The organism is Streptomyces sp. NBC_01092 (genome assembly GCF_045039535.1).
Lineage (GTDB): Bacteria > Actinomycetota > Actinomycetes > Streptomycetales > Streptomycetaceae > Streptomyces.
Genome location: NZ_CP108659.1, coordinates 3,982,115 through 4,007,463 on the forward strand (window position 1 = coordinate 3,982,115; position 25,349 = coordinate 4,007,463).

Below are 25,349 nucleotides of genomic sequence, written 5' to 3' on the forward strand. Positions count from 1 at the left end.
TCGGCCTACGATCCGTCCGCCGCCGCGACCGTGACAGTGCAGCGGAAGACCTCGGCGTCGTCCTGGAGGCCGCGCACCCGGATCGTGCTCGGATCGGGGTCGCCCTCGGCCAGGGCGTCGGCCTCGATCCAGCAGGGGCTGTCGAGTTCGGCGTACCGCGAGAAGACCATGTCCATGTCGGTGACGACCATGAGGCCGGGGAAGAGCGAGAAGGCCGTCGCGGCCTGACGGGCCGCCTCCAGCAGCACGAAGCCCGGCACGTGGTCGTCCGGCCGTCGAAACAGCGTGGGATGCGCGGTGTTGATCCGGAGCTGCCAGGCCCCCGGACGCGGCGAGGGTGCGAGTACGACGGCGGCGGCGTCCGCTCTGCCGACCACCCCGGGCGGCAGTCCGGGCAGCAGCGGCACGGGACGGCCGGTCAAGGACAGCCGCTCACCGCGCAGTCGGCGATAGGCCCGGTCGGAGACACAGTCGAGGCGTCCGTCGGCGGTGGCGACGACCCGGCCCAGCCGGCGCAGCACCATCGCGCAGCGCATGCCCGCCAGCCGGCGGCCCCGGCGTCGTACGCCGCCGCAGGTGAGGTCGGCGACGACGCCCTCGGGCGAGGGGTCGAGCAGCAGCCCGGCCGGCGCCGCCGAGTACCGGATGCGATGCATCACGAAACGGTCGCCGAGGGGCACCGAGTAGGCGGCGTGCGCCAGCAGCATCGCGCTCTGCCGCAGTATCTCCGGTATCAGCAAGGGGTCCTGGAAGCGTCCGGCCACCGCGGTGAAGAACCGGTGCCGGTGCGGCCAGTGGGCCCTGACCTGGAAGTGTGTGTCGTCCAGGCGGCGCCATGCGGTGGGGAAGGCGTCCCGCGGATCCGGCCGGTGCACCTGCTCGCCGCTGATCTCCTCATCCCATACGGCCGTTGTGGGAACGGGCCCGGCAGCACCTGTGGTTGGCTCGTTCCGTGCGGTTGCGTCGACAGATCGCACCCGGTCCATGGCTCCCCCCGAGTCATTGGCCAGAGCGAGTGCTCCCGCCCGCCGAGTAACCTACGTGTGATCCGGTTTTCTTTTCAATACACGACGTAATGTGCTGCATGCACACGGTGGAGGGACCCATGGCCCAGCAGGACCGCGCGATCAGGACGCGCCGTTCGATCCTCGAAGCGGCCGCCAGGGTGTTCGGCGAGCGTGGCTACGCCTCCACCACCGTGGAGGAGATCCTCAACCGCGCCGGGGTCACCAGGGGCGCCCTGTACTTCCACTTCGCGTCCAAGGAAGAGGTCGCGCTGGGTGTGCTGGAGGCCCAACTGCCCATAGACCGGCTCCCCGAGAGATCCAGCAAACTGCAGAAGCTGGTCGACCACGGCATGGTCATGGCCTACCGGCTGCAGCGCGATCCGCTGGTGCAGGCGGGTGTCGCCCTCGCCCTCGACCAGGGCGCACGCGAGCTGGACCGGGACGCCGCCTTCCGCGCCTGGACCGAACAGCTGGAGCAGATCCTCACCGAGGCGCGGGCCCAGGGTGAACTCCTGCCGCATGTCGACGTCGCCGAGACCGCCGAGTTCCTCAACGGCGCCTTCGCCGGCGTCCAGGCGATGAGCCAGGCCAGCTGCAACCGCGCCGATCTCGGCCGCCGCGTCTCCGTCCTGCTCCGCCACGTCCTGCCGAGCATCTCCACTCCGGCGCTGCTGGCCGCCCTCGACCTGTCGCCGGACCGGGGCGAGCGGGTCTTCGAGGAGTACGAGGCGGGCGCCCCGCAATCCACCGAGCCCGTGACGCAGGGTTAGCGAATGCACACCGGCAATCAACCGATCGGTCTGCTTAACTCCGTTGGGTCGTCCCGGCCATGGAAAGGAACCACCGTGCGGCTGCGCTGTGCTGTGCTCGACGACTTCCAGAACGCGGCGACCGAGGCCGCCGACTGGTCGCCGCTCGCGGACGAGGTGGAGGTCGTCCCCTTCACCACGCACTTCCCCGACGAAGACGCGCTGGCCGCGGCGCTCGCCGACTTCGACATCGTGGTCACCCTGCGCGAACGCGTCCCCTTCCCGGCCGCCCTGATCGCCCGTCTCCCCCGGCTGCGGCTGCTGATCGCCTCCGGCATGCGCAACTCGGTCATCGACTACGCCGCCGCCGAGGCGCACGGCGTCACCGTCTGCGGCACGGCCAGCTCCTCCACACCGCCCGTCGAACTCACCTGGGCCCTGCTGCTCGGCCTCGCCCGCGGTCTCGTCCAGGAGAGCAACGCGCTGCGCTCGGGCGACCCCTGGCAGAGCACGGTCGGCGCCGACCTGCACGGCCGCCGTCTCGGCCTGCTCGGCCTGGGCAAGATCGGCAGCCGCGTCGCCCACGTCGGCCTCGCCTTCGGCATGCACGTCAGCGCGTGGAGCCAGAACCTCACCAAGGAGTACGCCGACGAGGTGGGCGTCCAGCTGGCCGCCGACAAGCGGGAGTTGCTCGCCGACAGCGACTTCGTCTCCGTCCACCTCGCCCTGAGCGACCGCACCCGCGGCCTGCTCGGCGCACCCGAACTGGCCCTGCTCAAGCCGACGGCGTATCTGATCAACACCTCACGCGCGGCGATCGTCGACCAGGACGCCCTGCTGGCCGCCCTGCACGAGGGCCGTATCGCGGGTGCGGGCGTCGACGTCTTCGACACCGAGCCGCTCCCGGCCGGCCACCCCATGCGCACGGCCCCCCGCCTCCTCGCCACACCCCACCTGGGCTACGTCTCGCAGGCCAACTACGCGACGTACTACGGCCAGGCGGTGGAGAACATCCAGGCGTATCTGGCGGGTGAGCCGGTACGGCGACTGCCGTGACGCCGGCGGGTCAGGCGCTGTCGGCGGCCCCGTCGTAGCCGCCCTCGGCGGGGCGGCGGTAGATGCCCTCGCTCCGGTGCAAGTGGTGCAGGTCCACCAGGTAGCGCCGGAGCGTCACATGGTCGATGTCGTCGCTGTCCTCGCACCAGGCGCGCAGCTTCTCGTCGACCGTGCGCTCCGGGTACTCGACGCCCGGTTCGAAGGTCTGCTCGGCGATGTGGCGCAGCACCAGCTTCTTGCGGGTCCACCGGGCCGGCAGCCGCACCAGCCGCCCGCCCTGGACGAAGGTCCGCAGCACCAGGTCGGTCCGCGCGTCCCCGGAGTCCGGGTCCCCGGCGCCGCGGGCATCGCTCGCGCGCTCCGCCGCCGCCCGCGCGTACTGCCTGAACAGGTCGTACGCGACGCCCAGTTCCCCGTCGTCCGCCGCGCTCACCACGCCCTGCTCCCGCAGCCGCAGCAGTGCCAGAGCGGTCTCCTTCGGGGACAGCCCCGCCGCCCGGGCGACCTCCTCGGCGCCCCCCGCGCCCAGCGCCACCGCGGCGAAGGCACGCACCCGGTTCTCCTCGGCGAACAGTCGGACCAGTTGTTCCGTCGGATCGGTAGCCATGCCCGGAGGCTAGTGGACACCGGCCGCGGGAGCTGAGCCATTTTTCCCGCCCCGCCCCGCCCCGGTCCGGTCGGCACCGGCCGCCCCCTCAGGCGTACCGGTAGATCTTGGAGACGTCCTCCAGCTCGTCCGGTGTCAGGTCCCACGGCGGCAGCCGCTCGTGCCGGGCGACGATCCGCCGGTGCTGGTCGCTGCCCCGCCCCGGCGGCTTCGCCGGCAGGTAGCGGTGATTGCGGTGGCGCTGCTGCCAGCGGGACCACTGCATGTCCACGAAGGCGTGGTGCAGCCAGAAGACGGGGTCGTTGACGGACGCGCCGCCGACCATGGCGCCCCCGACCCAGCGGTGCACCCGGTTGTGGTTGCGCCAGGAGTCCGGGCCCCGGCCCCACCCCTCCAGCTTGTTGCGAAAGCCCCTGCTGACGGTCGAGTTCCAGGGCGCCACGTCGTACACGGGGTCGTCCAGCGCCTGCTTCAGGTCGGCCTTGGTGGGCAGGGACATCGGACTGCGGGAGCGGCCCAGGTCCCGGGTGAGGAACTCGCCCCGGGTGAAGCCCACCCTGATGGTCCAGCGGCCGGCCGCGTGGGCGAACGGCCCGGTCATCACCCGCCGGTCACCGGGCCGCCCGTTGCCGCCGAGCAGATCGTCGGTCCACGGCAACGAAGTTGCCCTGCGGTCCCGGGTCCAGTCCCAGTACGGCACCGTCACCGAGTCGTCGACGCGGCGCAGCGCGTCCTCCAGGTCCAGCAGGAACATACGGTGCCAGGGCAGGAAGGAGGGCGTCATGTGCGCGGCGCGCAGACCCCGGTCACCGTCCCCCACGAAGTGCCTGATGTGCAGCCGTACGAACTCGTCGTACTCGCCCCGCCGTTTGACCTCCAGCAACGCCTCGACGAACCGCCGCCGCTCGGCGCGCGACAGCTTGCTCACGTTCTTACGCACGTACACCATGTTCTGCCTCCCTGTGCGGATGCCCGCCGCCGAACGGCCCGGGGGCCAGATCGCGCAGCCGCTCGCGAGGCCCGAGTTCGTCGACGGCCGCGCGGGTCGCCTCCAGCGGGGTCCCGTACCAGCTGTAGTGGTCGACCATGCTCAGCCAGGTGCCGTCGGCCCGGCGCATCAGGTGCAGCGGCTTGCCGTCCACGGTGACGTGCCAGGCGACGTCGAGGGCGCTGAGGCCGCCGTGGGACACCGGAACGCCCTGGATACGGCGGCCCCGATAGGTCTCGTCGAAGGGACTGTCGGCGCCGGGTGGCCGGTCGGCGGACTGCGAGGGCCGGGAGGCGGTGATGACGGGGGCGAGCGCCAGGGCGCAGGAGCCGAACAGAATCCGCGCCGCCTCCCGCCGCGTCCACCCCCGGGGCTCACTGCCCACGGGGGCGTCCCCACCCTGGACCCCGCCCACCGAAACCCCACCTGCGCTGACGGCCATCGCTCACTCCTCGTACGGTTCGGTGTTCGTACGAGTAGCAGTTCAAGGCGCCCGAGCCGGACCACCCAGGCGTTGGTGCGGCCGTGTCAACCCGGGTGCAGCAATGCTCAGCTTGTCCAGAAGTCCCACCAACGGGTCAGGATCAGCATGCCGACGATGCCGATGTGCAGCACCGGAAGCACCCAGGTGAACTCGTCGAAGAAGGCCCGCACCGGGCGCGGCGCGGGCAGGAAGCCGACGCGCACGATCAGGGACGTCACGTACCAGAACAGCGGGATCGTCCCGAGCCAGGCCAGACAGCACCACAGGCACAGGGCGTTGATCCGGTACAGGGACTCGAACTGGAGCCAGGAGACGAACCCGATCCCGAACAGGCAGCCCGCCGCGAAGGTCAGCCAGTACCAGCGCGGGAAGGTGGCCCCGGCCAGCAGGCTCACACCGACACAGATCACGATGCCGTAGGCCACCAGGCCGAGCATCGGGTTGGGGAACCCGAAGGCCTCGGCCTGGTCGCTCTCCATCACGCTGCCGCAGGACACCACGGGGTTCAGGCTGCAGCCCGGGGTGAAGTCGGGGTCCTCGAGGAGCTTGAACTTGTCGAGGGTGATGACCCAGGAGGCCAGCAGCCCGGCCGCCCCGCAGACCACCAGGAGCAGGGCGAACGCCCGGCTGCCACCGGCACGTGAGTTAGGGACCACCGCGCGACCTTATCGACGGCCCGAGGAATCCTTCGGCGCGCTCTCACCCGACCGGCCGACAGCACGCGGGCCCGCCGCCCGAACGGGGGAGCCCGGCCGTGCGGTCAGCGATGGACGCGGACGTAGTCGACGTCGAAGGTGATCGGGTCCGGGCCGCAGGGCGCCGGGTGGTGTTCGCCGGCGCTCAGCGACAGGTTCAGGATCAGATACGCCGACCAGTCGGGGCCGACGCCGGTGCCGTCGGAGAAGACGCACGCGCCGTTGACGTACCACTCGACGCATCGCTCGCCGTAGCGGGTGCCGATGGTCGCCCACCGGCCCGGGGCGACCGCGTGGTCGTCGGTGAAGTAGTTCACCGCGCAGTTGACGTGGTTGGACAGCTCCAGCAGGTGCGGGTTGTCCGGGTGGTACTCGAAGCTGTCGACCTCGTTCTGCCCGTCCTTCCAGGTCCACAGCGCCGGCCAGGCCCCCGTCCCGGAGGGCAGCCGGACGCGGGTCTCGACGAGGTCGCCGGTCCGCACCTGAAAGCCCTCGTCGGAGTACTCGGTGGTGAGCAGCCCGGTGCGCCAGGCCGGCCGACCGTTCTCCAGGGTGCGGCCGTCCGGGGTGGCGGTGAAGGTGGCCACGCCGTCCGAGACGGTCACACAGCCGGGGTCGAGCCAGTCGAGTTTGTTGTCGTCCGGGTTGTGATCGCAGTAGCGGAAGGCGCTGGTCCGGTCGCCGACCCATCGGGCTCCCCAGGCGATGGGTGCGTCGAACTCCTCCGCCCAGACCAGCGATCCGACAGGGGTCGGCGGCGGCGTGAATTTGTCCCCGCCGGTGATCATGTCGAGGAGGTCACTGAATTTCATATTCCCGATCATGCATGCGGTCCGGCCAAACCGGAAGCACCATAGGATGAATTGATTCGCGGACCAGCTGTCAATCCCTCCGAATGCCTCTGCGCATTGCATTCTTCACCCCTGCGACTTTCATGCGTATGGAGTAACACGTCGCTTTTGCAGTGCTGATGGACTGCTATGTTCTCCAACCGTCGGATCAGAGGTACTTTCAAGCGAGGTGAATCATGAAGAAGGCAGTTTTCACCACTGCGGCGTTGGCGATCGGTGCGGGTCTTGTGGGTGGTTCCGCCGTGGCGGCATCGGCCATCGGCGGCGGTTCGGGGCTCTCCACCAGCCCGCTCGGGCTCATGTCCCCGACCAAGGTGACCCCGGCCGTCGTGCCGGCGGCGGATGTCGTGACGGGGCTGGCCAGGGACGGAGGGATCGCCAAGGGCAGCGCGTTCGACAAGAAGAGCCCGGAGCAGCCGATGTCCGGCATCTACCTGGACGGCATGGACCCGGACGCGGCCAGGCAGCCCACTATTCCGGTGAAGAACCCGGCCGGCAGCGGCTCCGTGCAGGTCCGCCCGCTGAAGGCGCCGACCTCGGCCGGACTCGGCACCCTGCTCCCCAACAAGTGACCCCCCGGCACCCTTACGAGTCGGCCGTACCGGCGAAAGCCGGCCCCGGAATTCCGAGACTCTGATCCGGTTCTCGGCTGCCGGAAGACCGTCGGCAGGCCCGGACGCTGGATCCGGACCCGCAGTTCCAGCTCCGCTCACGGCGGGCCCACGAGCCCACCGGCACCCGTGAACCAACTGTCCGGCCCACCGGCTCTCCCCTCGCCTGTGGGCCGGACGCATGTCCGCGCCCGGGCCGCCCGGAATCCATTCGGCCGACCGGCCGGACATTTCCAAGGGCCTTCCCGAGGAATGAACGTAAAGCCGGATCCGCCGCACGGTACCTGGCGTTGCGCCATCCGATGGAATCTGCCCAGGTTTGAATGTTCGCACCGTGACTTATGCACGCATATAGGGGTTTCCTTTTCGTAAGCGTGCGCAACCGTGAATTCAGGAAGGAACCGAGTTGCCCAAGAAGTTCGCGGTCATCACGGCCCTCGCCCTCAGCACCGTCGTCAGCACCGCAGGCATCGCCTCCGCCGGTGGCTACGGCAACGGCGGCAACAGCACCAGCGGCACCACCACGACCGTCAAGGGCGGCGACGGCTTCTCGGCGTCCCCGGTCGTTGTGAAGGCCCCTCAGCAAGGCGTTCTCGTCGTCAACGGCACCCTCGTCGACGGTCGATGCCTCGCCCCGTGGTCCAACGGATCCGTCCTCGGCGGCGTAGCCGCGCCGAACTCGAAGTACGCCTCCTGCAACACGGGCAAGGTCGAGCAGGCGCGGAACGCCGCCTACGCGGGCGGCCTGTTCTTCTGACCCCTGCTCCGAGCTATTCGGATCAGGCGAATCACCCAAACGCCACCCGGAAAGGCGCAACTCATGCTTAAGAAGGTTACGGCCATCTCCGCCCTCGCGGCAGGCATCGCTCTCGCGGCCGGGGGCACCGCAACGGCCGACACCGACACCACCACCGTCAAGGGCGGTAGCGGCTTCTCGGCGTCCCCGGTCGTCGTGAACGCGCCGCAGCAGGGAATCGCGATCGTCAACGGCACCCTCGTCGACCTGCGCTGCGCCGTGCCGTGGTCCAACGGCGCCGTCCTCGCCGGCACCGTGGCCCCGAACTCGAAGTACGCCGCCTGCAACACGGCCGACGTCGAGCAGGGACGCAACGAGATCCACAGGGGCGGTCTGTTCTTCTGACCCCTGCTCCGAGCTATTCGGATCAGGCGAATCACTCAAACGCAGCCCGGAAAGGCTCAACTCATGCGTAACAAGGTTACGGCCATCTCCGCCATCGCCGCGGGCATCGTTCTCGCGACCGGTGGCTCCGCCGCGGCCGACACCGACACCACCACCGTCAAGGGCGGTAGCGGCTTCTCGGCGTCCCCGGTCGTCGTCAACGAACCGCAGCAGGGCATCGCCGTCGTCAACGGCGCCGTCCTCGACGCGCGTTGCCTCGCCCCGTGGTCCAACGGCGCCGTTCTCGGCGGCACCGTGGCCCCGAACTCGAAGTACGCCTCCTGCAACACCGCCAAGATCGAGCAGGGGCGGGGCTCGCTGCACTTCGGCGGCCTCTTCTTCTGAGCAGTGCTTCGCCCGATGGCGGTCCGCCGGAATCCCGGTGGACCGCCATCGGCGTTTCGCCCACCACGTGTCCGGGCAAAGCCGTGGGCCCTGTCCGCATCGGAGATGCGGACAGGGCCCACAGTCATTTCGAGAGGCGCCGGCAAGGAGGAAAGAGCGCCCATTCACAGGGACCAACGCCGCCACCCCGCCTGCGGTCACCCTGAGTCGTCCATTCGGCCCAATGCGGCCGTCGAAAATCACACTCCGTCACATCCTCATGGCCGGACATGCCGAAGGGCCGGCTCCGAGGGTTCGGAGCCGGCCCCGGGCATCGAGCCGACGGGCGGTGAACTCACCTGTTGAGCGGAAGTCCGCCGAGCAGCTGGCCGTCGACGGGGTTGGGCAGCGTGCCACCGAAGACGGGGGTCTTCACCACGCCCGACTCCTTCACACCCGTCTTCACCTTGTCCGCCGTGCGCTTCACGTTGTTGCCCACGTAGCCGGTCGGCACCTTGGCGGCGGTGGGGAGACTACGGGCGACCGTCTTACCGTTGTCGACGAGGCCGTGCCCCGACATGTCCACCGCGGATGCGGGAACAGCGGCGCCGGCAATGGCAAGGGAGCCGGCGACAACGGCAGCAGCCTTCAGGTTATTCATCGTGTTCCTTTCCAGGTAAATCCGGTCCTCGTTCTCCCGGGCTAACGAGAGGGGCACCGCTCGGAAACCCCGCGGCCTCAAGTTCCTGGAACTCATACGAAAAGACCCGTTGCACCGACAACGGCCGGCACAACGGGTCGGGTCCCGCTGTCAGGCGTGGGGCAGGCCGCTGTCCTTCAGGGTGGCGGCGGAGACGTCCACCAGGGCCTTGAGCACATTGTCGGCAGAGGTGTCCACCTCCTCGGACAGGCCGGAGGTGAGCGCGCCCAGCAGGGCGTCGAGGGCCTTGCCGAGGGCGCCGAGGGCATCCTCGGCGGGTTTCCTCGACGGGGTGGCCGCCGGTGTGGTCGCAGCGGCCTCGATGTCCGCCTCGGCCTCGGCGAGCGCCTCCTTCCTGATCTCCTCGGCCTCCTTCATGGCCGCGTCGAGCTCCTTCTCGGCCTCGGCGAGGGCGTCCTTCCTGGCCTGTTCTGCCTCCTTCCGGGCCTGCTCGGCCTCCTTTCTGGCCTCGGCGACGGCTTCCTTCGCGGCGTCGGCGAGCTCCTTCGCCTCGGCAGCCGTGAGCGGGTCGTCGTCCGACTTGAGGGCGCCGTCCAACAGGCGTGTCACCGGAGTCAGCACCGTGCCGAGGCCGGCCAGCACGTGCGCCTGGTCCTGGAGCGCGGTGCGCGCCGGGACGGGGACCTCGGACACGGGGCGGGGGTCGGCGCGGCCGGAGTCGGGCGGGGCCGCGAGCGCGGGGGCGGCCATGCCCAGGAAGAGGGCCGCGCACAGGGCCGTAGTGGCGAGGTGTCGGGTGTTCGGTGAGGGCATTCAGTTCCCCTAGTACGAGTTTCGGATCGTGCGATCACCGTTAAACCGGCACGGCGTGCCCGCAACCGGTGATCTCTGCGTAAAAACACACCGGACGGCGACTCCGAACGGGTGGTCCCACGCGGGAAACAACTCGGAAAACGCTGCCGCTCCAACACTGTTGACCGGATAGAAGATAAATATGGATAAGTGGCTGGTACTGCTTATCTGCTGAACCCACGAAGCCGGTTGAAGCGCAGACCCTCTCGAACAGGCGCGGGATCTTATATCGGGAACGCGAGCCACACATCGTGTTACTGGTTCGGACTCATTTCTTCGGAAGGGCAGCTTCGGTCATGCGCATCGCGCCGCACATCCTGCATGTCGCCCAGCCCGTCGAGGGGGGTGTCGCACGGGTCGTGACGGACCTGGCCGCGGCGCAACTCGCCGCGGGGCTGCGGGTGACCGTGGCCTGTCCGAGAGGCGGCACGCTGGCGTACGACGTACGCGCGCTGGGCTGCCGGGTCCTGCGCTGGGACGCGACCCGCTCACCGGGGCACCGGCTCCCGGGCGAGGTACGGCGGTTGGCGCGGCTGGTGCACGATGCGCGGCCGGACCTGGTGCACGCGCACAGCGCGAAGGCCGGACTCGCGGCCCGGCTCGCGGTGCGCGGCGCCCTGCCCACCGTCTTCCAGCCGCACGCCTGGTCGTTCGAGGCCGCCGACGGAGCCGTCACGCGGCTGGCGCTGGCCTGGGAGCGGTTCGGCGCGCGCTGGGCGGCGCGGGTGCTGTGCGTGAGCGAGGCCGAGCGGCGTACCGGCTACCGGGCCGGCATCACCGCCCGGTGGCGGGTGGTCCCCAACGGTGTCGACACCGACCGGTTCCGGCCGGAGGGGGACAGCGCGCGGTCCGGGGCGGGTCCGCTCGTGGTGTGCGTGGGCCGGCTGTGCCGCCAGAAGGGGCAGGACGTGCTCCTGCGGGCCTGGCCCGAGGTGGTACGGCAGGTGGCCGGGGCCCGGCTGGTGCTGGTCGGTGACGGCCCGGACGCGGCGCGGCTGCGCGCGGAAGCGCCGGCGTCGGTGGAGTTCGCCGGCGGGACGCCGGACACCGCCGCCTGGTACCGGGCCGCCGATGTCGTGGTCCTGCCGTCGCGCTGGGAGGGCATGGCGCTCGCCCCGCTGGAGGCCATGGCGTGTGCCCGGCCGGTCGTCGTCACAGACGTGGACGGGGCGGCCGAGAGCCTTCCGCCCGCCCATCGGCCGGACTGCCTGGTGCCGTCGGAGGACCCCGGGGCGCTGGCGCGGGCGCTCACGGCGCTGCTGTGCGACGAGCCGCTGCGCTCGGCGCTGGGCGCGCGGGGCCGCTCGCATGTGCTCCACGCCCACGATCTGCGGCGGGCCACGGACGCAGTGACCGACGTGTACCGCGAGCTGCTCGGCGTCTCCTCCGCGCAAGCCGCCGGATCCAACGAGGGCAGGAAGTGCATCCCCACATGACCGCGGAAAGTACCGTTGCCTCGCCGGCGGGGCCGCAGCGGGCGGCCCAGGGCGCCGTCTCCGTCCTCGCCCCGCGCGGCCAGGCCGCCGGACGCCGGGGGACCGCCGGGCGGGGACCTCGCCGTCCGCAATGGACCTCCCGCGCAACCCGGGCCTCCCGGACGTCGCTGTGGCTCGTCGACGGCGCCGCGGCCCTGCTGGGCGCCCTGGTCCTGCCCGCGCCGCACCGGTACCCGCTGGTCGTCGCCCTGCTGATGCTCGGTGTGCTGTGGCTGAACCGGCGCGCCTCCCTCTACGACACCTCCGCGGCGACCGGCGTGCTCGACGAACTGCCCGCCGTCTGCGGCCGGATCGCCGTCGGCTGGGCCGTCGTCGTGGCGCTCTCCCCGCTGCGGTCGGAGACGCCGGCCCTGCCGGCCGCCGTGGTCGCCGCGCACTGCGCGGCGGCCTGCGCCGGCCGCACGGCGGTGCACGGGCTGCGGCGCCGGGCGCTGCGCCGCCGGCCCTGTCCGGCCCTGGTGGTCGGCCCCCTCGCGGCGGCCCGCCGGGTGTCGGCGGCGCTGCTGCGCCAACCCGACTGCGGGGTACGGCCGGTGGGGCTCGTCGCCGACGACCCGGAGGTCCTCGGCGAAGCCGACGACGAGCTCGGGCTGCCGGTACTCACCACCGCGCCGGCGGCGCGCCGCGCGCTCATCCAGAACGGTGTGGGCACGGTCCTCGTGGTGGGGGCCGCCACCCGGGTGGAGAAGGCCGCGGTGCTGCGGGCGCTGGCCGCGCACGGCTGCGCGCTGTGGGAGCTGGACGCGGATCCGCCGTCGTACGGCTTGGCCGGGCACCGCCCGGAGTCGGGGCATCTGGCCGGGTTCTCGCGCCGGTTGCTGCGGCCGGAGGGCGGGCGGCGCCGCGGCAGCGCGGGCAAGCGGGCGCTCGACGTGGTGCTCTCCGGGGCGCTGCTGGTGCTGGCCGCGCCGGTGCTGCTGGTGTGCGCGCTCGTGCTGCGGGTCACGGACGGGCCGGGCGTGGTGTTCCGGCAGGAGCGGGTCGGCAAGGACGGGCGGCCGTTCACGATGCTGAAGCTGCGCACCCACCGGCCCGCCAGCGCGCACGAGGCGGCGACCCGCTGGAGCGTGGCGAACGAGCAGGACATGAGCCGCTTCTGCCACTTCCTGCGCCGCACCTCGCTGGACGAGCTGCTCCAGCTGTGGAACGTCTTCCGCGGCGACATGAGCCTGGTCGGGCCCCGGCCCGAACGGCCCTATTTCGTCGCCGAGTTCAGCCAGACCCACCCCGGCTATCCGGCCCGCCACCGGATGCGGACCGGGATCACCGGGCTCGCCCAGATCCAGGGGCTGCGCGGCGACACCTCGATCGAGGACCGGTGCCGCTACGACAACGCCTACATCGACAACTGGTCGCTGTGGCAGGACGTCTGCATCCTGCTGCGCACGGCGGCCCAGTTCGTCCGGCCGACGGGGAGCTGAGCGCCGGTGAGCACTGATACGGCAGCCCCTCCCCGGCCGGCGCTCAGGATGTCGCCGTCGGCGCGGCGCCGGGTCCGCTCCGTGCGGCCCGTCCTGTCCGTGCTGCCGGTCGTCGCGGTCGTCGTCCTGCTGGGGCTGCCGGTCGTGCCGGACAGTTCCGCGAATCCCGCCGACGCCGCCTCGGCGCTCGTCGTGCTGTGGGCGCTCGTCGACACCGTGCTGCGGGCGCGGCGACCGCTGACGCGGACCGCGGCGGTGGTGTTCGGGCTGCCCGTGGTGGGCATCGCGGTCGCCGCGGCGGGTGCGGTGACCGCCTCCGACGCGATCACCGGACTGGCCCGCTATCTCCAGGTGTTCGTGCTCCTCCCGGTCGCGGTGATGCTGCTGGTGCGCGACCGGCGAGGGGCGCGGCTGCTGCTCTGGTCCCTGGTCGGCCTCGCGCTGTGGCAGGGCGCGATCGGCGTGAAGCAGTACCTCACCGGGACCGGAGCCTCGTATCAAGGGGCCTTCATCCGGGCCGTGGGCACCTTCGGGCCGTCCGACGTGATGGGCATGGCGATCGTCGTCGCCCTCGGGGCGGTGGCCGCGACCGGGCTCGCGCTCGGGGCGCCGCAGCGACGGCAGCGGATCCTGGCGACCGGATGCGCGCTGGCCCTGCTGGTGCCGCTCGCGCTGTCCTTCAGCCGGGGCGCCTGGATCGCGACGGCCCTGGCCTGCGGGGCGCAGCTGCTGACGGCGGGAGTGCGGCGGGCGGCGAAGGTGTTCGCGGCGGCCATCGCGGCCTCGGTGGTGCTGGTCGGCGGGCTCGGCGTGGGCGCGAGCGCCTTGCAGGAGCGGCTGACCAGCATCACGCAGGTCACCGACGCGCCGGACCAGTCGGTCGTCGACCGCTACACCATGTGGGCCGCGGCTGCCGGCATGTGGCGCGAGCACCCGGTGACCGGCGTGGGCCTGAAGGCGTTTCCGGCGTACCGGGACGGCCATGCCTCGCTCGCGCTGTCGTCGGGCAGCGACACGGAGGGAGCGGGCCAGGCCTACCGGCGCCAGCCCTTGCTCTCCCCGCACAACATGTATCTGCTGCTGCTGAGCGAGCAGGGCATGGTGGGCCTGGTCACGGTCGCGGGCAGCTGGCTGGCGCTGCTGGTGTGCGCGGTGCTCCGGCTGCGGCGCAGTAGCGGGCTCGCCCGGGAGTGCGCGGTGCCGATCTGCGGGCTGCTGCTGTGGCAGCTCGTCAACTTCCTGTACGCCGACATCGGCGGACCCTCCACGGTCCTGACGGCCATCTGCTTCGGCATGGCCGCGTGGTGGGGGCTGGGGCACAACGAACCGAGCGCCCCGGTGACGGCCCCGGCCACGGAATCGGGCGCACGATGAGTCCCGGCCCGGCGACGCCCGGGGACGCCCTCGCCGCGACCGCCGGCTTCCGGGCCGACGGCGCCGACGCCACGCCCCCGGCCGACGTGAGCACCCCGCACCCGACGGGCACGAGAGCCCGGGTGGGCAGGCCGCGCCCCGACCATGCGACCGACCCAAAAGCCCCCCACCCGACCGGCGAACACCCCGCTCGCCCACCCGCCCCCCACACCCGACCCCACTCCTCGACCTCCCGCCGCCCCAGCGCTCCCACCCGCCGCTTTCTCGCTCGGGCGACCCTGTTGTCCGCCGCGCTGTCGATGGCCGGGGCGGTGCTCGGGCTCGGGCGGGATCAGGTGCTGGCGCATCTCTTCGGTGCGGGTGCGCAGAGCGACGCGTTCCTGGTGGCCTGGACGGTGCCGGAGATGGCGTCCACGCTGCTGATCGAGGACGGCATGGCGTTCGTGCTGGTGCCGGCGTTCAGCCTGGCGCTGGCCCGCCGGGCGGCGCACGGACCCGGCTCCCCCGACCCCGTGCGGGCCCTGGTCGCCGCCTCGCTGCCGCGGCTGTGCCTGGCCCTCGCCGGTGCGGCGGCCCTGCTCGCGGCCGGGGCGCCGCTGCTGGTCTCCCTCCTCGCGCCGGGCCTGTCCGACCCGTCCCTGGCCGTGTCCTGCACCCGGCTCACCGCGACCTGCGTGCTGAGCTTCGGGCTGGCCGGCTACTGCAGCGCGGCGCTTCGGGCCCACCGCAGCTATCTCGCCCCCGGCGCCATCTACATCGCGTACAACATCGCGATCATCACCACGATGTTCGCCCTCGGCGCGCGCTGGGGCGTACGGGCCGCCGCTCTCGGTGTCGCGCTCGGCGGATGCCTCATGGCCGCCGTACAGGCGCCGTCGCTGTGGCGGCGCATCGCCCGGCGGCCCGAGCCTGCGGCGCCGGCGCCGGCGTCCCCGTACGAGGGGGACGGTGGCCGGACGGTCGCGCTCGGGCTGGTCTGCGCGGTGCTGCTGTTCGCCCTGTGCCGGCAGTCGCAGGTCCTCATCGAGCGGTTCCTCGCCGCCGGGCTGCCCGCCGGGGCGATCTCGCACCTCAACTACGCCCAGAAGGTCGCCCAGTTGCCGATGTCACTGTCGATGATGGTGTGCGTCGTCACCTTCCCGGTGGTGGCGCGGGCCATCGCCGAGGGCGACACACGGCGGGCCGGTGAGCGGGTCGAGCGGGACCTGGCGCTGATGGCCTGCCTCGTCCTGCTCGGCGCCGCGGTGGTCGTCGCCGGAGCCCCGCAGATCGTCCAACTGCTGTTCCAGCGCGGCGCGTTCACCGCGCAGGACACCGCCGCCACCGCCGCCGTCATGCGGGTGTACGCGCTCGGCCTGCTGGGTCAGACGCTGGTGGGGGCGCTCGTGCGGTCGTACTTCTCGACGGGCCGCACCACCTGGTTCCCGCTGGCCTCGATGGGCGCGGGCGCGCTCGCGACCGCCGGGATCGGCCTGTGGGCCGTGGACCCCTGGGGCGCGCGCGGCATCGCCGCGGCCAACGCGGCCGGCATCACCCTCACCGCGCTGCTCCTGCTGCTGGGGCTCGGGCCGCGCGCCGTGCCCGTGCGCGTTCGCCTCGTCGTCGCCGAACTGTCCCGGCCGGTGCGCGCGGCCGTCTGCGCCACCGTGGCCGGGCTGGTGTGCGCGCGGCAGTTCGACTCGCCCGCGGCCTGCGTCGCCGCCTGCTGTCTGTCCGTGACCGCCGTCTTCGTCCTGCTGGCCTGGGTCCTCGACGCGGCCGGCGCCCGCTCCCTCCTGCTTCCCGTCGCGCATTCCGTCCGTAGCTCCGTCACACGAAAGCTTCGCCATGGTCGCTGACATCACGGCCGCGCCACCCGCGGCCGAACCCCTTCCCGCCCCGGTCCCGCAGGGACGCCCGAAGCGGCCGCCCGCCGCCTGGGTGGCCATGTACCACTCCGTCTCGAACTGCCCGGACGACCCGTACGACATCACCGTCACCCCCGGGCGCCTGGAGCGGCAGTTCGCCTGGCTGGCCGCGCGCGGACTGCGCGGCGTGAGCGTCCGCGAGCTGCTCGCGGCGCGCGCCCACGGTCAGGAGCGCGGCCTGGTGGGCCTCACCTTCGACGACGGGTACACCGACTTCGTCACCACCGCCCTGCCCGTGCTGCACCGCTGGGGCTTCACGGCGACCGTGTTCGTGCTGGCGGGGCTGCTCGACGGCGAGAACGCCTGGGAGCTGATCGGCCCGCGCAAGGCCCTGCTCGACGCGGACGGCATCCGCTTCGCCGCCGACGCGGGCATGGAGATCGCCTCGCACGGGCTGCACCACATCGATCTGACCGCGGCCCACGACGAGGAGCTGGACGCCGAGGTCACCGAGAGCAGGCACCAGCTCGCCCGGATCACCGGCGACGACGTCGAGGGCTTCTGCTACCCGTACGGCCATCTCGACGACCGGGCCGTCGACGCCGTACGCCGCGCCGGCTACCGCTACGCCTGCGCGATCAAGCCCGGCCCGGCCGGCTCCGGCGACCTCGCGCTGCCCCGCATCCACATCGGCGAGGCGGACACCTCGATGCGGCTGGAGCTGAAGCGGCGCCTGGCCCGGGTCTGCGGACGCGCACTGGAGGCCGTGTGAAGGCCCTGCACGTCATCACCGGCCTCGGCGTCGGCGGCGCCGAACAGCAGCTGCGCCTGCTCCTGCGTCACCTGCCCGCGCAGTGCGACGTGGTGACCCTCACCAACCCCGGCCCGGTCGCCGCGGGGCTGACCGCCGACGGTGTGCACGTCACCCATCTCGGCATGAGCGGCAACCGCGACCTGGCTGCCCTCCCCCGCCTCACCCGGCTGATCCGCGACGGCGGCTACGACCTGGTGCACACGCACCTGTACCGGGCCTGTCTCTACGGCCGGATCGCGGCGCGGCTCGCGGGAGTTCGCACCGTCGTGGCCACCGAGCACTCCATCGGCGCCACCGGGGTGGAGGGCCGGGCGCACAACGTGGGCGTACGCGGGCTGTATCTGGCCGGCGAGCGGCTCGGCCAGGCCACGGTGGCCGTCTCACCGACGGTGGCCGAACAGCTGCGGCACTGGGGCGTGCCCGGGCAGCGCATCCGCGTCATCCCGAACGGCATCGACGCGCCCCGCTTCCGCTACGACGCGGCGCGCCGCGAGGAGGCCCGGGCGTTCCTCGGGCTGCCCGAGGGCGCGTACGTCGTCGGCGGGGTGGGGCGCCTGACGCCGGGCAAGCGCTTCGACCTGCTGCTGCGGGCGCTGGCCCTGCTGCCCGGCGACGTATGGCTGTTGCTGGTCGGCGGCGGGCCCGAAGGGGATGTGCTGCGGCAGACCGCGCGGGACCTGGGGGTCTCGAACCGGGTGCTGCTGACCGGCGAGCGGCCGTGTCTGCCGGACCCCACCGACGAGGCGCCCGACCTGATCGCCCTGCTGTCCGCGATGGACGTGCTCGCCTCGCCGTCGCCGGAGGAGTCCTTCGGGCTGGCCGTGGTGGAGGCGCTGGCGGCCGGGCTGCCCGTGCTGTACGCGAGCTGCCCCGCCGTCGAGGACCTGACGCCGGGCGCGGCGCCCGGTGCCCGGCGGGTCACGGGCGGCGCCGGGGCGTACGCGCGCGAGGTGCTGCGGCTGCGGGCGGCGGGACCGGGCGAGCGCAGCGCCCCGGACGCCGTACGCCGCTACGACATCGCGGCCACCGCACGGCAGCTGATGGATCTGTACACGGCCGCTCTGTCCGGTTCGAACCTGGAAGTGAGTTCCTCATGACAGACAACCCCGCTGGGCGTGACCCGCTGTTCGACCGTGCGCGCATGCGGCGGCTGCCCTTGTGGTGGTGGCTGCCGGCCGGTGCGCTGATCGGTGCCGTGGCCGGTGGCGCCTACGGCCAGCTGAGGCCGCCGCAGTTCACGGCGACGAGTTCCGTCGTCGCCGTGCCCAACGGCCGGACCGACGCCGACTGCACCGACGCGCTCGGCTTCGCGCAGGCGTACGGCCGGGTGGCCAAGCAGCTCGCGGTGCTCGGCGACGCGCAGGTGTGGGCGGGTGTGCCGGTCTCGACGCTGCGCGAGAGCGTGGACGTCGCGACGTCGCCGGACGCGCCGATGGTCGCGGTCTCGGCGACCTCGCCGGACCCGGGTGAGGCGGTGGACATCGCCAACGCCGTGTCCCGGGCGCTGCTCACCCAGGCCGACCACACCAAGGACGACACCGGCATCAAGCTGGAGCGCCTGTCGCGGGCCGCGCGGCCCACCGAGCCGTCGTCCGCGTCCCCGGCGCTGACCGGCCTCGTGGGCGCGAGCGCCGGGGGTCTGCTGGGCGGCCTCGGGCTGCTGGCCCGGCCGCGGCGGACCGAGGACGACGACGACACGGGCCGGGCATCGGTACCCGGCCCGGCCAATGCCGCCGACGCCCACGGGACGCGTGGATGACCGGGTCGGGCAGCGCGCTGTCGGTGGAGGTGTGCACCGACGGGCATACCTTCGCCGCTCTGGCCGAGGACTGGGAGCGCCTGTACCGGGCGTGCCCGTCGGCGACGCCGTTCCAGAGCCACGCCTGGCTGCACTCGTGGTGGCTGTCGTACGGCAGAGCGGGCGCGCTGCGGCTCGTCCTGGTGCGCCGGGGCGGTGAACTGGTGGCCGCGGCACCGCTGATGCGGGTGCGCCGGCCGTTGCCGGCGCTGGTGCCGATCGGCGGCGCCATCACCGACTTCTGCGATGTGCTCCTCGACGAGGAGGTGGGCGTTCCCGGTGCCGCGGCGCTGGCGGACGGCCTGGCCGGGCTCGCCCGTACCGCTCTCGTCGACTTCGGCGAGGTGCGGCCGGGCGGCGCGATGGAGCGGGTCTACCTCTGCTGGCGCGGCCCGCGGCACCGCACCAGCGACTCGGTGTGCCTGGACCTGCCGGCCGTTCCGATGGGCGAGCTGGTGGGGCGGCTGCCGGTGGGGCGCGCCCGGCGGATCCGCAGCAAGGTGAACCAGCTCGGCCGGCTCGGCCTGGAGTGGCGCGTCGTACCCCACGACGAGACCGAGGCCGCGGTGCGCCGACTCCTCGAACTGCACCGGCTGCAGTGGGAGGGCAGACGGGTCTCGGCGGAGCATCTGCGGCCACGGTTCCTGGAGCACCTGGTCCGGGCGGCGGTCCCGCTGGCCCGGACCGGGAAGGCCGCGACGACGGAGTTCGTGCTCGAAGGCTCGGTGGTGGCGGTCAACATCACGCTGCTGTCGGGGCAGTTGGCGGGCATGTACATGTACGGCTTCCACCCGCAACTGCGGGACCGGAAGGTGGACGTGGCGACGATGCTGCTGCACGCGGCCAGCGGGCACCTCGAGTCCGCCGAGCACCCGTTCCCCCGCCAGGTGCGGACGCTGAGCATGCTGCGCGGCGACGAACCGTACAAGTACCGCTGGTGCCCTCGGACGGCCGTCAACCAGCGCTTCCTGCTGGCCCGGCGCCGCACCCTCCCGCTGCTGGCGGCCGCCGTCGCCGAGGACGCCGCCCGGCGCCGGGCCAAGAAGCTCCTGCGCGCCCCCTCCGGCTCCGCTAGCGCCGATGGCGCTCCCCCCACTGCAGACACACGGTGAGCTTGCCGCCGGCCCGGTGCTTCAGCCACTCGTCCAGGTCGACCGGCGTGCACCGCGGCAGCTTGGAGGGTCGGGCCGTGGGCGTCGACGCCGGTTTCGGGTCCGGCTCGGCGGCGGCCTGGGGCGAGGTCGGCGCGTCGACCGCGGGCCCGGGTTTCGGGTGCGGCAGGACGGGAGTGGAGGACAGCAGCACGCGGTACAGGGCGGAGGCGCGGGGGTTGTCGGAGCACAGCCACACGCCGTGCGGGCAGTAGTCGGTGATGGTGTTGTACAGCGGCTTGTGCTCGTCCATCCAGGCCAGCATGCGCAGCATGTACGTGATGTTGTCGCCGTTGCGGAACAGGCCCCACTCGGGATACGAGATCGGCTTGCCGTGCTTGCGTGCGAAGTCCACGTGGTGCCGCAGGCCGTAGGGCTCGGCGACCTGGTCGTCGAAGCCGAGTCCCTGCGGCTGGTCGTAGGCGTCCATGCCGATGATGTCGACGACGTCGTCGCCGGGGTAGCACTCGGGCCAGGGGATCGCGTCCATGCCCCGGCTCGGGGCGAAGTCGAACTTGAACCGCTGCCCGTCGACCGAGCGCATCACGTCGACGACGCGCCGCCAGTACCGCTTCCAGCTGTCCGGGTCGGGGCCGCAGCGGTGGGTGTAGGTGATGCCGTTCATCTCCCAGCCGAGCACGATGACCGTGTCCGGCACACCCAGGTCGACCAGCCGCTCGGCGAGCACCTCGAAGTGCTTGTCGAACGCGCCGGCCGCGGCGCGCCGCAGCAGCTTGCGGACGGAGGCGTCGGGGAGGTTCGCCTCGTTGCGTTCCATCATCGGCACGTTGAGCACGAGCATCCGGTCGGACTTGGCGCGCCGCCACTTGGCCCAGCTGTCGAGGAAGCCGTGCGCGCCCTCGATGTTGTGCCACAGGTCCCCCGGCAGATACGTGTGCCCCACGCGCGGCTCCTGGCCGCCGAGCCAGCGGGCGAGCTCCTGCATGCGCTTCACCCCGGTGGGGCCGTAGTGCAGGTACGCGCCGAACGCGGGGCTGCGCGCGGGCACGCCCTGCGGGGAGTGCGCGCCGCCCGAGGGTGGCGGGGACGGGGCGGGGGCCGACGTCGCGAATGCCGTGCCGGGGGCGAGGGCCGCCGCGGCGACCACCGCGACGGTGAGGAACGCCGGCCCTCTGAGGGCGGACCGGCGACGGTCAGGGGCCATGCGTCCTCCTTGGTGCGCTGCTCGGTGCGCTCCTCTCACGTAGTGATACGTAGTCATATCCGCGTCGGCCGCACCATTGGAGTGCGGCCGAACGGGCACGCGGCGGGTGCGGCCGAACGGGCCGTCAGCTGCCGTACAGCGTCTCGATCTCGTCCGCGTACGCCTTCGTCACCGCGTGCCGTTTGACCTTCAGGGACGGGGTGAGCATCCCGTTGTCCTCGCTGAACTCGCCCTCGACCAGGACGAAGGCGCGGATCGACTCGGCCCGGGAGACGGCCTCGTTGGTGTAGTCGACGGCCCTTTGGACGTCCGCGCGCATCCGGGGGTCCTGGATCACTTCGGACAGCGGGGTGTCGGCGGGCATCCTGCGCACCGCGAGCCAGTGGGTGACGGCGTCCGGGTCGAGGGTGATGAGGGCGCCGATGAAGGGTCGGTTGTCGCCGACGACGAGGCACTGGCCGATCGGCGAGCGGCTGCGCAGGCGGTCCTCCAGGACGGCCGGGGAGACGTTCTTGCCGCCGGAGGTGACGAGGATGTCCTTCTTGCGGCCGGTGATGGTGAGGTAGCCGTCCTCGTCGAGGGCGCCGAGGTCGCCGGTGGCGAACCAGTCGCCCTGGAGGACGGCGTCGGTGGCGGCGGGGTTGTTCCAGTACGAGCCGAAGACGATGCCGCCCTTGATGAGGACCTCGCCGTCGTCGGCGATACGGACGGCGGTACCGGGGACGGGCCGGCCGACGGTGCCCGGGCGGGGGCTCAGGGGCGGGACGATGGTGGCGGCGGCCGTCGTCTCGGTCAGGCCGTAGCCCTCGTAGACGAGGATGCCGGCGGCGTAGAAGAACAGGTTGAGGTTGCGGTCCAGCGGGGAGCCGCCGCTGATGGCGTAGCTCATGCGGCCGCCGAGTTCCTTGCGGACGCGGCGGTAGACCAGCAGGTCGTACAGCGCCCAGGCGGCGTAGAGGCCGGGGCCGGGGCCCTTGCCGCTGCCGAGGAACTTGTGCAGGTAGGCCTCGCCGAAGCGGACGGCGACGCGGTCGGCGCGGTCGAAGGAGGCGGCGCGGCCCATCTTCTCGGCGGTCGCGCGGCCGGTGTCGTGGATCTTCTCGAAGAGGTACGGGACGCCGACGAGGAAGGTGGGGCGGAACTCCCTGAGCGCCGGGCGGAGTTCGTCCGGCTTGATGCTCGGGCAGTGGCCGATCTCGATACGGGCCATCAGGCACGCGATCTGGAGGCTGCGGCCGAGGATGTGGGCGAGCGGGAGGAAGAGGAGGGTCGAGGCGGTCTGGCGGGTGACCTCCTTGAAGATCGGGTGCAGCAGCTCGACCGTGTTGGCGGCCTCGGCGTGCAGGTTGGCGTGGGTGAGGACGCAGCCCTTCGGTTTGCCGGTGGTGCCGGAGGTGTAGCAGAGGGTCGCGATGGTGTCGGGGGTGAGGGCCGCACGGCGCTTGGTGACCTCGTCGTCGGGGAGGTGCCGGCCGAGGGTGGTGAGGGTGCCGAGGGCGTCGTCAGTCTCCAACTGCCAGATGTGCGGCGCCTGTTCGTGTCCGGCCGTACCAGTCATGACCGTCTCGGTGTTCTCCTTCGTCTCCGTGACGACGTGACGGGCGCCCGAGTCGCGGACGATCCACTCGACCTGGTCGGCGGAGGACGTGGCGTAGATGGGGACGGTCTGGCCGCCGGCGGCCCAGATGGCGAAGTCCAGGACCGTCCACTCGTAGCGGGTGCGGGACATCACGGCGACGCGCCCGCCGGGTTCGAGCCCGGCGGCGATCAACCCCTTGGCGACGGCGGTGACTTCGCGGGCGAAGGCGGTGGCGGTCACCGGCTGCCAGGCGCCCTGCTGCTGGCGGCGTAGGACGACCGCGGTGGGGTCCTCGGCGGCGTTGGTGAAGGGGAGGTCGGCGATGCTTCCGGTGGTGGGCGTCGAGGCGAGGGGTGGGGTGCGGGCCTCGCGGACCACACCGTCGTCGTCCTTGGTGATCTCGACTCTGGTGCGATCCATCAGGTCGGTCCGCTGCTTCGCCCGCTTCAGATCCTTGCGTACGCCCATGTCGGCTCCCGGTGCCAGTCGGACTTACTGAAGGGTCAACTTACTCACGCGTAAGGGAAGGTCAATGGGTCGGGACGCGGTGAGGATGTGCGCGTCTGTACGTTGCTGTACGACCGCCCCCCCCCACGGAAGGAACCCCGTGCACTCCCGACGTCTCCGGTCCGCCCTGGTCGCTGTCTGCGCAGCCGCGGCCGTATCCCTCACGGGCGCCGCACCGGCCGCCGCCCACACCTCGACTCCCCTACCGGCGGCCTCCGTTGCGCCTGTCACCGCCGGACTCACCGCGCTGACCGACCTGTTCGCGGAGCGGCTGCTGGTCGCCGACAAGGTGGCCGCCGCCAAGTACGGCACCGACAAGCCGATCGACGACCCGGTGCGCGAGCAGCAGATCCTGGACGACGTCGCCGCGCGGGCGACCGGGCTCGGGCTGGACCCGGAGGCCGTACGGGCCGTGTTCCGGGACCAGATCGAGGCGAACAAGGTGGTGCAGCGCGGCCTGTACGCACGCTGGGACGCGCACCCCGAGGAGCGGCCCACCGAGCGTCCTGACCTGGTCAAGGAGGTACGCCCGCTCCTCGACCGCATCACCACCGAGCTGCTGACCACCCTGAAGGACACGCAGCGGCTGCGGACGTCACCGTCGTGCGAGCCTCGGCTGTACGTCGCGGCTGCCTTGTCGGCGTACGGCCATCAGCTGGACGTCCTGCATCTGAAGGGGCTTCAGCGGGCGGTGCCGTCGGTGTGCGGGTGACTCGGTGGTGTCGTTGACGTGGTTCGGGTGTAGCGGGCGCGCATGGCGTCGCCGGCGGCGGGGCCGGCCGTGAACACGTAGGCCTGGCTGTCGTCGAGGCGGCGGCCGGTCTTGGCGTCAACGACCACGGGTTCGACCTCTTCACCGCTGCCGGTGTCGACCAGGATCATGCTGCGCCGTTCGGGGGTGAGACGGGAGTTGCCCCAAGCGGCGAGTGTGACGATCACCGGGCGCAGGGAGCGGCCCAGGTCGGTCAGGACGTACTCGTGGCGGACCGGGCTGGTCTGGTAGGGGCGGCGTTCCAGCAGGCCGTCGGCGACGAGGGTTTTCAGGCGTGCGGTGAGCATGCTGGTGGAGATGCCCAGGTTCTCCTGGAACTGGTCGAAGCGGGTGTAGCCGTCGAAGGCGTCGTGGAGGATCAGCAGCGTCCACCATTCGCCGACGTGCTGCACCGTCGTGGACAGCGGGCATTCGAGGTCTTCTGCCCTGATGCGGCTTGCCAAGGTTGACCACCTCCGAAGAGTTACTGCTAAAGTCGAAGTTACTAGCTTCTATTTTAGCAGTAACGACGGGTGCGGCGCTCACGCCTGCCCGCAGCCGGGAACGGAACTCGCCATGACCACCCCCGTCAGAGCAATCAGCGAATCCCTGAAGGGTCGGCGCGCCCTGGTCACCGGTGGCACGAAGGGGGTCGGCGCGGCCGTCGCCCGACGCCTGGCCCACGCCGGTGCCACCGTGCTGGTGACCGCCCGCAGCCGCCCCGACGACGTCGCGGCACCGGACATGATCACCGCGGACCTGGGCACCCCCGAGGGGGCCGCCACGGTCGTCGAGGAAGCCCTCCGCCGCCTGGGCGGAATCGACATCCTGGTCAACAACCTGGGCGGTTCTCAGGCGCCCTCGGGCGGATACGCGGTCCTCGAAGAGGACGACTGGGCCATGGAGCTCAACGTCAACCTCCTCGCCGCTGTCCGCCTGGACCGCGGCCTGCTGCGCGGCATGATCGAGGCCGGCCGGGGCGTCATCGTCCACGTCTCCTCGATCCAGCGCCGCATGCCGCTGTGGAACGGCACTCTCGCCTACGCCGCCGCCAAGGCAGCCCTGACCACCTACAGCAAGGGCCTGGCCAACGAGGTCGCCCCGCACGGCGTCCGCGTCAACACCGTCGCCCCCGGTTTCGTCCGCACCACCGCGGCTGACCAGCTCGTCGCCCGTATCGCCGAGAACGCCGGCATCGCCCACGAGGCGGCGCTGAAACAGCTCATGGACTCCCTCGGCGGCATCCCACTGGGCCGCCCCAACCACCCCGAGGAAGTCGCCGAACTCATCGCCTTCCTCGCCTCCGACCGCGCCCGCGCCATCGTCGGCGCCGAGCACGTCATCGACGGCGGCACCGTCCCCACCGTGTGAACCCCCGCCA

At 72.1% G+C, this 25,349-nt stretch carries 27 protein-coding genes; 16 read left to right on the plus strand and 11 right to left on the minus strand.

Annotation, left to right across the window (positions count from 1 at the left end; translation table 11 throughout):
• Positions 1-5: 5 nt before the first annotated feature.
• Positions 6-977 (minus strand): ScbA/BarX family gamma-butyrolactone biosynthesis protein, encoded by a 972-nt coding sequence (locus OG254_RS17875; RefSeq protein ID WP_405582910.1) that lies wholly within the window; start codon positions 975-977, stop codon positions 6-8.
• Between the two features lie 128 nt (positions 978-1,105).
• Here OG254_RS17875 and OG254_RS17880 point away from each other — a divergent pair, with 128 nt between their 5' ends.
• Together OG254_RS17880 and OG254_RS17885 are read left to right on the plus strand one after the other, a co-directional pair.
• Complete coding sequence (locus OG254_RS17880; protein WP_405582912.1) at positions 1,106-1,777, plus strand: ScbR family autoregulator-binding transcription factor; 672 nt, start codon at positions 1,106-1,108, stop codon at positions 1,775-1,777.
• Positions 1,778-1,852: 75 nt separating this feature from the next.
• Complete coding sequence (locus OG254_RS17885; protein ID WP_405582914.1) at positions 1,853-2,812, plus strand: D-2-hydroxyacid dehydrogenase family protein; 960 nt, start codon at positions 1,853-1,855, stop codon at positions 2,810-2,812.
• 10 nt (positions 2,813-2,822) lie between these two features.
• Here OG254_RS17885 and OG254_RS17890 read toward each other — a convergent pair whose 3' ends face one another.
• The 5 genes from OG254_RS17890 to OG254_RS17910 all read right to left on the minus strand — a co-directional run bounded on the left by OG254_RS17890 (position 2,823) and on the right by OG254_RS17910 (position 6,398).
• Positions 2,823-3,419 carry a DUF2087 domain-containing protein gene (locus OG254_RS17890; protein ID WP_405582916.1) on the minus strand — a complete coding sequence of 199 codons (597 nt, stop codon included), beginning with the start codon at positions 3,417-3,419 and terminating at the stop codon, positions 2,823-2,825.
• Positions 3,420-3,507: 88 nt separating this feature from the next.
• Positions 3,508-4,368, minus strand: coding sequence for a tyrosinase family protein (locus OG254_RS17895; protein ID WP_405582918.1), 861 nt, complete (start codon positions 4,366-4,368; stop codon positions 3,508-3,510).
• A complete protein-coding gene (locus tag OG254_RS17900; RefSeq protein ID WP_405582920.1) occupies positions 4,352-4,849 on the minus strand; it encodes a tyrosinase family oxidase copper chaperone in 498 nt (165 codons plus the stop codon). The genes OG254_RS17895 and OG254_RS17900 overlap by 17 nt, the downstream gene beginning before the upstream one ends.
• 107 nt (positions 4,850-4,956) lie before the next feature.
• Positions 4,957-5,547 carry a vitamin K epoxide reductase family protein gene (locus OG254_RS17905; protein WP_405582922.1) on the minus strand — a complete coding sequence of 197 codons (591 nt, stop codon included), beginning with the start codon at positions 5,545-5,547 and terminating at the stop codon, positions 4,957-4,959.
• Between the two features lie 104 nt (positions 5,548-5,651).
• Complete coding sequence (locus OG254_RS17910) at positions 5,652-6,398, minus strand: beta-glucanase (RefSeq protein ID WP_405582924.1); 747 nt, start codon at positions 6,396-6,398, stop codon at positions 5,652-5,654.
• Between the two features lie 215 nt (positions 6,399-6,613).
• Between OG254_RS17910 and OG254_RS17915 the strand changes: the two genes are divergently transcribed.
• The 4 genes from OG254_RS17915 (at position 6,614) to OG254_RS17930 (ending at position 8,573) form a co-directional block, all read left to right on the plus strand.
• Positions 6,614-7,009: a hypothetical protein gene (locus OG254_RS17915; protein ID WP_351199933.1), complete on the plus strand. Its 396-nt coding sequence runs from the start codon at positions 6,614-6,616 to the stop codon at positions 7,007-7,009.
• Between the two features lie 445 nt (positions 7,010-7,454).
• Positions 7,455-7,805, plus strand: a complete 351-nt coding sequence (locus OG254_RS17920) for a hypothetical protein (RefSeq protein WP_405582926.1) — start codon at positions 7,455-7,457, stop codon at positions 7,803-7,805.
• 63 nt (positions 7,806-7,868) lie between these two features.
• Positions 7,869-8,189, plus strand: a complete 321-nt coding sequence (locus OG254_RS17925) for a hypothetical protein (protein ID WP_405582928.1) — start codon at positions 7,869-7,871, stop codon at positions 8,187-8,189.
• 63 nt (positions 8,190-8,252) lie between these two features.
• Positions 8,253-8,573: a hypothetical protein gene (locus tag OG254_RS17930; protein WP_405582930.1), complete on the plus strand. Its 321-nt coding sequence runs from the start codon at positions 8,253-8,255 to the stop codon at positions 8,571-8,573.
• A 334-nt stretch (positions 8,574-8,907) separates the two neighbouring features.
• On the opposite strand, the gene OG254_RS17935 is transcribed toward OG254_RS17930, so the two are convergent.
• Positions 8,908-9,213 carry a hypothetical protein gene (locus OG254_RS17935; RefSeq protein WP_405582932.1) on the minus strand — a complete coding sequence of 102 codons (306 nt, stop codon included), beginning with the start codon at positions 9,211-9,213 and terminating at the stop codon, positions 8,908-8,910.
• A 150-nt stretch (positions 9,214-9,363) separates the two neighbouring features.
• Positions 9,364-10,026: a hypothetical protein gene (locus tag OG254_RS17940; RefSeq protein WP_405582934.1), complete on the minus strand. Its 663-nt coding sequence runs from the start codon at positions 10,024-10,026 to the stop codon at positions 9,364-9,366.
• Between the two features lie 335 nt (positions 10,027-10,361).
• On the opposite strand from OG254_RS17940, the gene OG254_RS17945 reads away from it, so the two are divergent.
• Genes OG254_RS17945 through OG254_RS17980 form a run of 8 tightly spaced genes read left to right on the plus strand, consistent with a single transcriptional unit; the run spans position 10,362 to position 19,927 of the window.
• Positions 10,362-11,501 carry a glycosyltransferase gene (locus OG254_RS17945; protein ID WP_405582936.1) on the plus strand — a complete coding sequence of 380 codons (1,140 nt, stop codon included), beginning with the start codon at positions 10,362-10,364 and terminating at the stop codon, positions 11,499-11,501.
• On the plus strand, positions 11,498-12,982 hold the full coding sequence (locus OG254_RS17950; RefSeq protein ID WP_405582938.1) for an exopolysaccharide biosynthesis polyprenyl glycosylphosphotransferase: 1,485 nt from the start codon (positions 11,498-11,500) through the stop codon (positions 12,980-12,982). The genes OG254_RS17945 and OG254_RS17950 overlap by 4 nt, the downstream gene beginning before the upstream one ends.
• Before the next feature lie 48 nt (positions 12,983-13,030).
• Entirely contained in the window at positions 13,031-14,356 is a 1,326-nt protein-coding gene (locus OG254_RS17955; protein WP_405595052.1) for an O-antigen ligase family protein, read from the plus strand.
• Entirely contained in the window at positions 14,353-16,194 is a 1,842-nt protein-coding gene (locus OG254_RS17960) for a lipid II flippase MurJ (protein WP_405582940.1), read from the plus strand. The genes OG254_RS17955 and OG254_RS17960 overlap by 4 nt, the downstream gene beginning before the upstream one ends.
• Positions 16,184-16,975 (plus strand): polysaccharide deacetylase family protein, encoded by a 792-nt coding sequence (locus tag OG254_RS17965; protein ID WP_405582942.1) that lies wholly within the window; start codon positions 16,184-16,186, stop codon positions 16,973-16,975. The genes OG254_RS17960 and OG254_RS17965 overlap by 11 nt, the downstream gene beginning before the upstream one ends.
• Positions 16,972-18,114, plus strand: a complete 1,143-nt coding sequence (locus OG254_RS17970; RefSeq protein ID WP_405582944.1) for a glycosyltransferase — start codon at positions 16,972-16,974, stop codon at positions 18,112-18,114. The genes OG254_RS17965 and OG254_RS17970 overlap by 4 nt, the downstream gene beginning before the upstream one ends.
• Positions 18,111-18,776 carry a lipopolysaccharide biosynthesis protein gene (locus OG254_RS17975; protein ID WP_405582946.1) on the plus strand — a complete coding sequence of 222 codons (666 nt, stop codon included), beginning with the start codon at positions 18,111-18,113 and terminating at the stop codon, positions 18,774-18,776. The genes OG254_RS17970 and OG254_RS17975 overlap by 4 nt, the downstream gene beginning before the upstream one ends.
• A complete protein-coding gene (locus OG254_RS17980) occupies positions 18,773-19,927 on the plus strand; it encodes a GNAT family N-acetyltransferase (RefSeq protein WP_405582948.1) in 1,155 nt (384 codons plus the stop codon). The genes OG254_RS17975 and OG254_RS17980 overlap by 4 nt, the downstream gene beginning before the upstream one ends.
• Here the strand turns inward: OG254_RS17980 and OG254_RS17985 are convergent.
• Together OG254_RS17985 and OG254_RS17990 are read right to left on the minus strand one after the other, a co-directional pair.
• Positions 19,887-21,131, minus strand: coding sequence for a glycoside hydrolase family 26 protein (locus OG254_RS17985; RefSeq protein ID WP_405582950.1), 1,245 nt, complete (start codon positions 21,129-21,131; stop codon positions 19,887-19,889). The two genes, OG254_RS17980 and OG254_RS17985, sit on opposite strands and share 41 nt — an antisense overlap.
• Before the next feature lie 124 nt (positions 21,132-21,255).
• Complete coding sequence (locus tag OG254_RS17990; RefSeq protein WP_405582952.1) at positions 21,256-23,178, minus strand: AMP-dependent synthetase/ligase; 1,923 nt, start codon at positions 23,176-23,178, stop codon at positions 21,256-21,258.
• 139 nt (positions 23,179-23,317) lie between these two features.
• On the opposite strand from OG254_RS17990, the gene OG254_RS17995 reads away from it, so the two are divergent.
• Positions 23,318-23,929, plus strand: a complete 612-nt coding sequence (locus tag OG254_RS17995) for a chorismate mutase (protein ID WP_405582954.1) — start codon at positions 23,318-23,320, stop codon at positions 23,927-23,929.
• Here the strand turns inward: OG254_RS17995 and OG254_RS18000 are convergent.
• On the minus strand, positions 23,899-24,432 hold the full coding sequence (locus OG254_RS18000) for a winged helix-turn-helix transcriptional regulator (protein WP_405582956.1): 534 nt from the start codon (positions 24,430-24,432) through the stop codon (positions 23,899-23,901). The two genes, OG254_RS17995 and OG254_RS18000, sit on opposite strands and share 31 nt — an antisense overlap.
• 112 nt (positions 24,433-24,544) lie before the next feature.
• Between OG254_RS18000 and OG254_RS18005 the strand changes: the two genes are divergently transcribed.
• A complete protein-coding gene (locus OG254_RS18005) occupies positions 24,545-25,339 on the plus strand; it encodes an SDR family oxidoreductase (RefSeq protein ID WP_405582958.1) in 795 nt (264 codons plus the stop codon).
• Positions 25,340-25,349 lie beyond the last annotated feature (10 nt).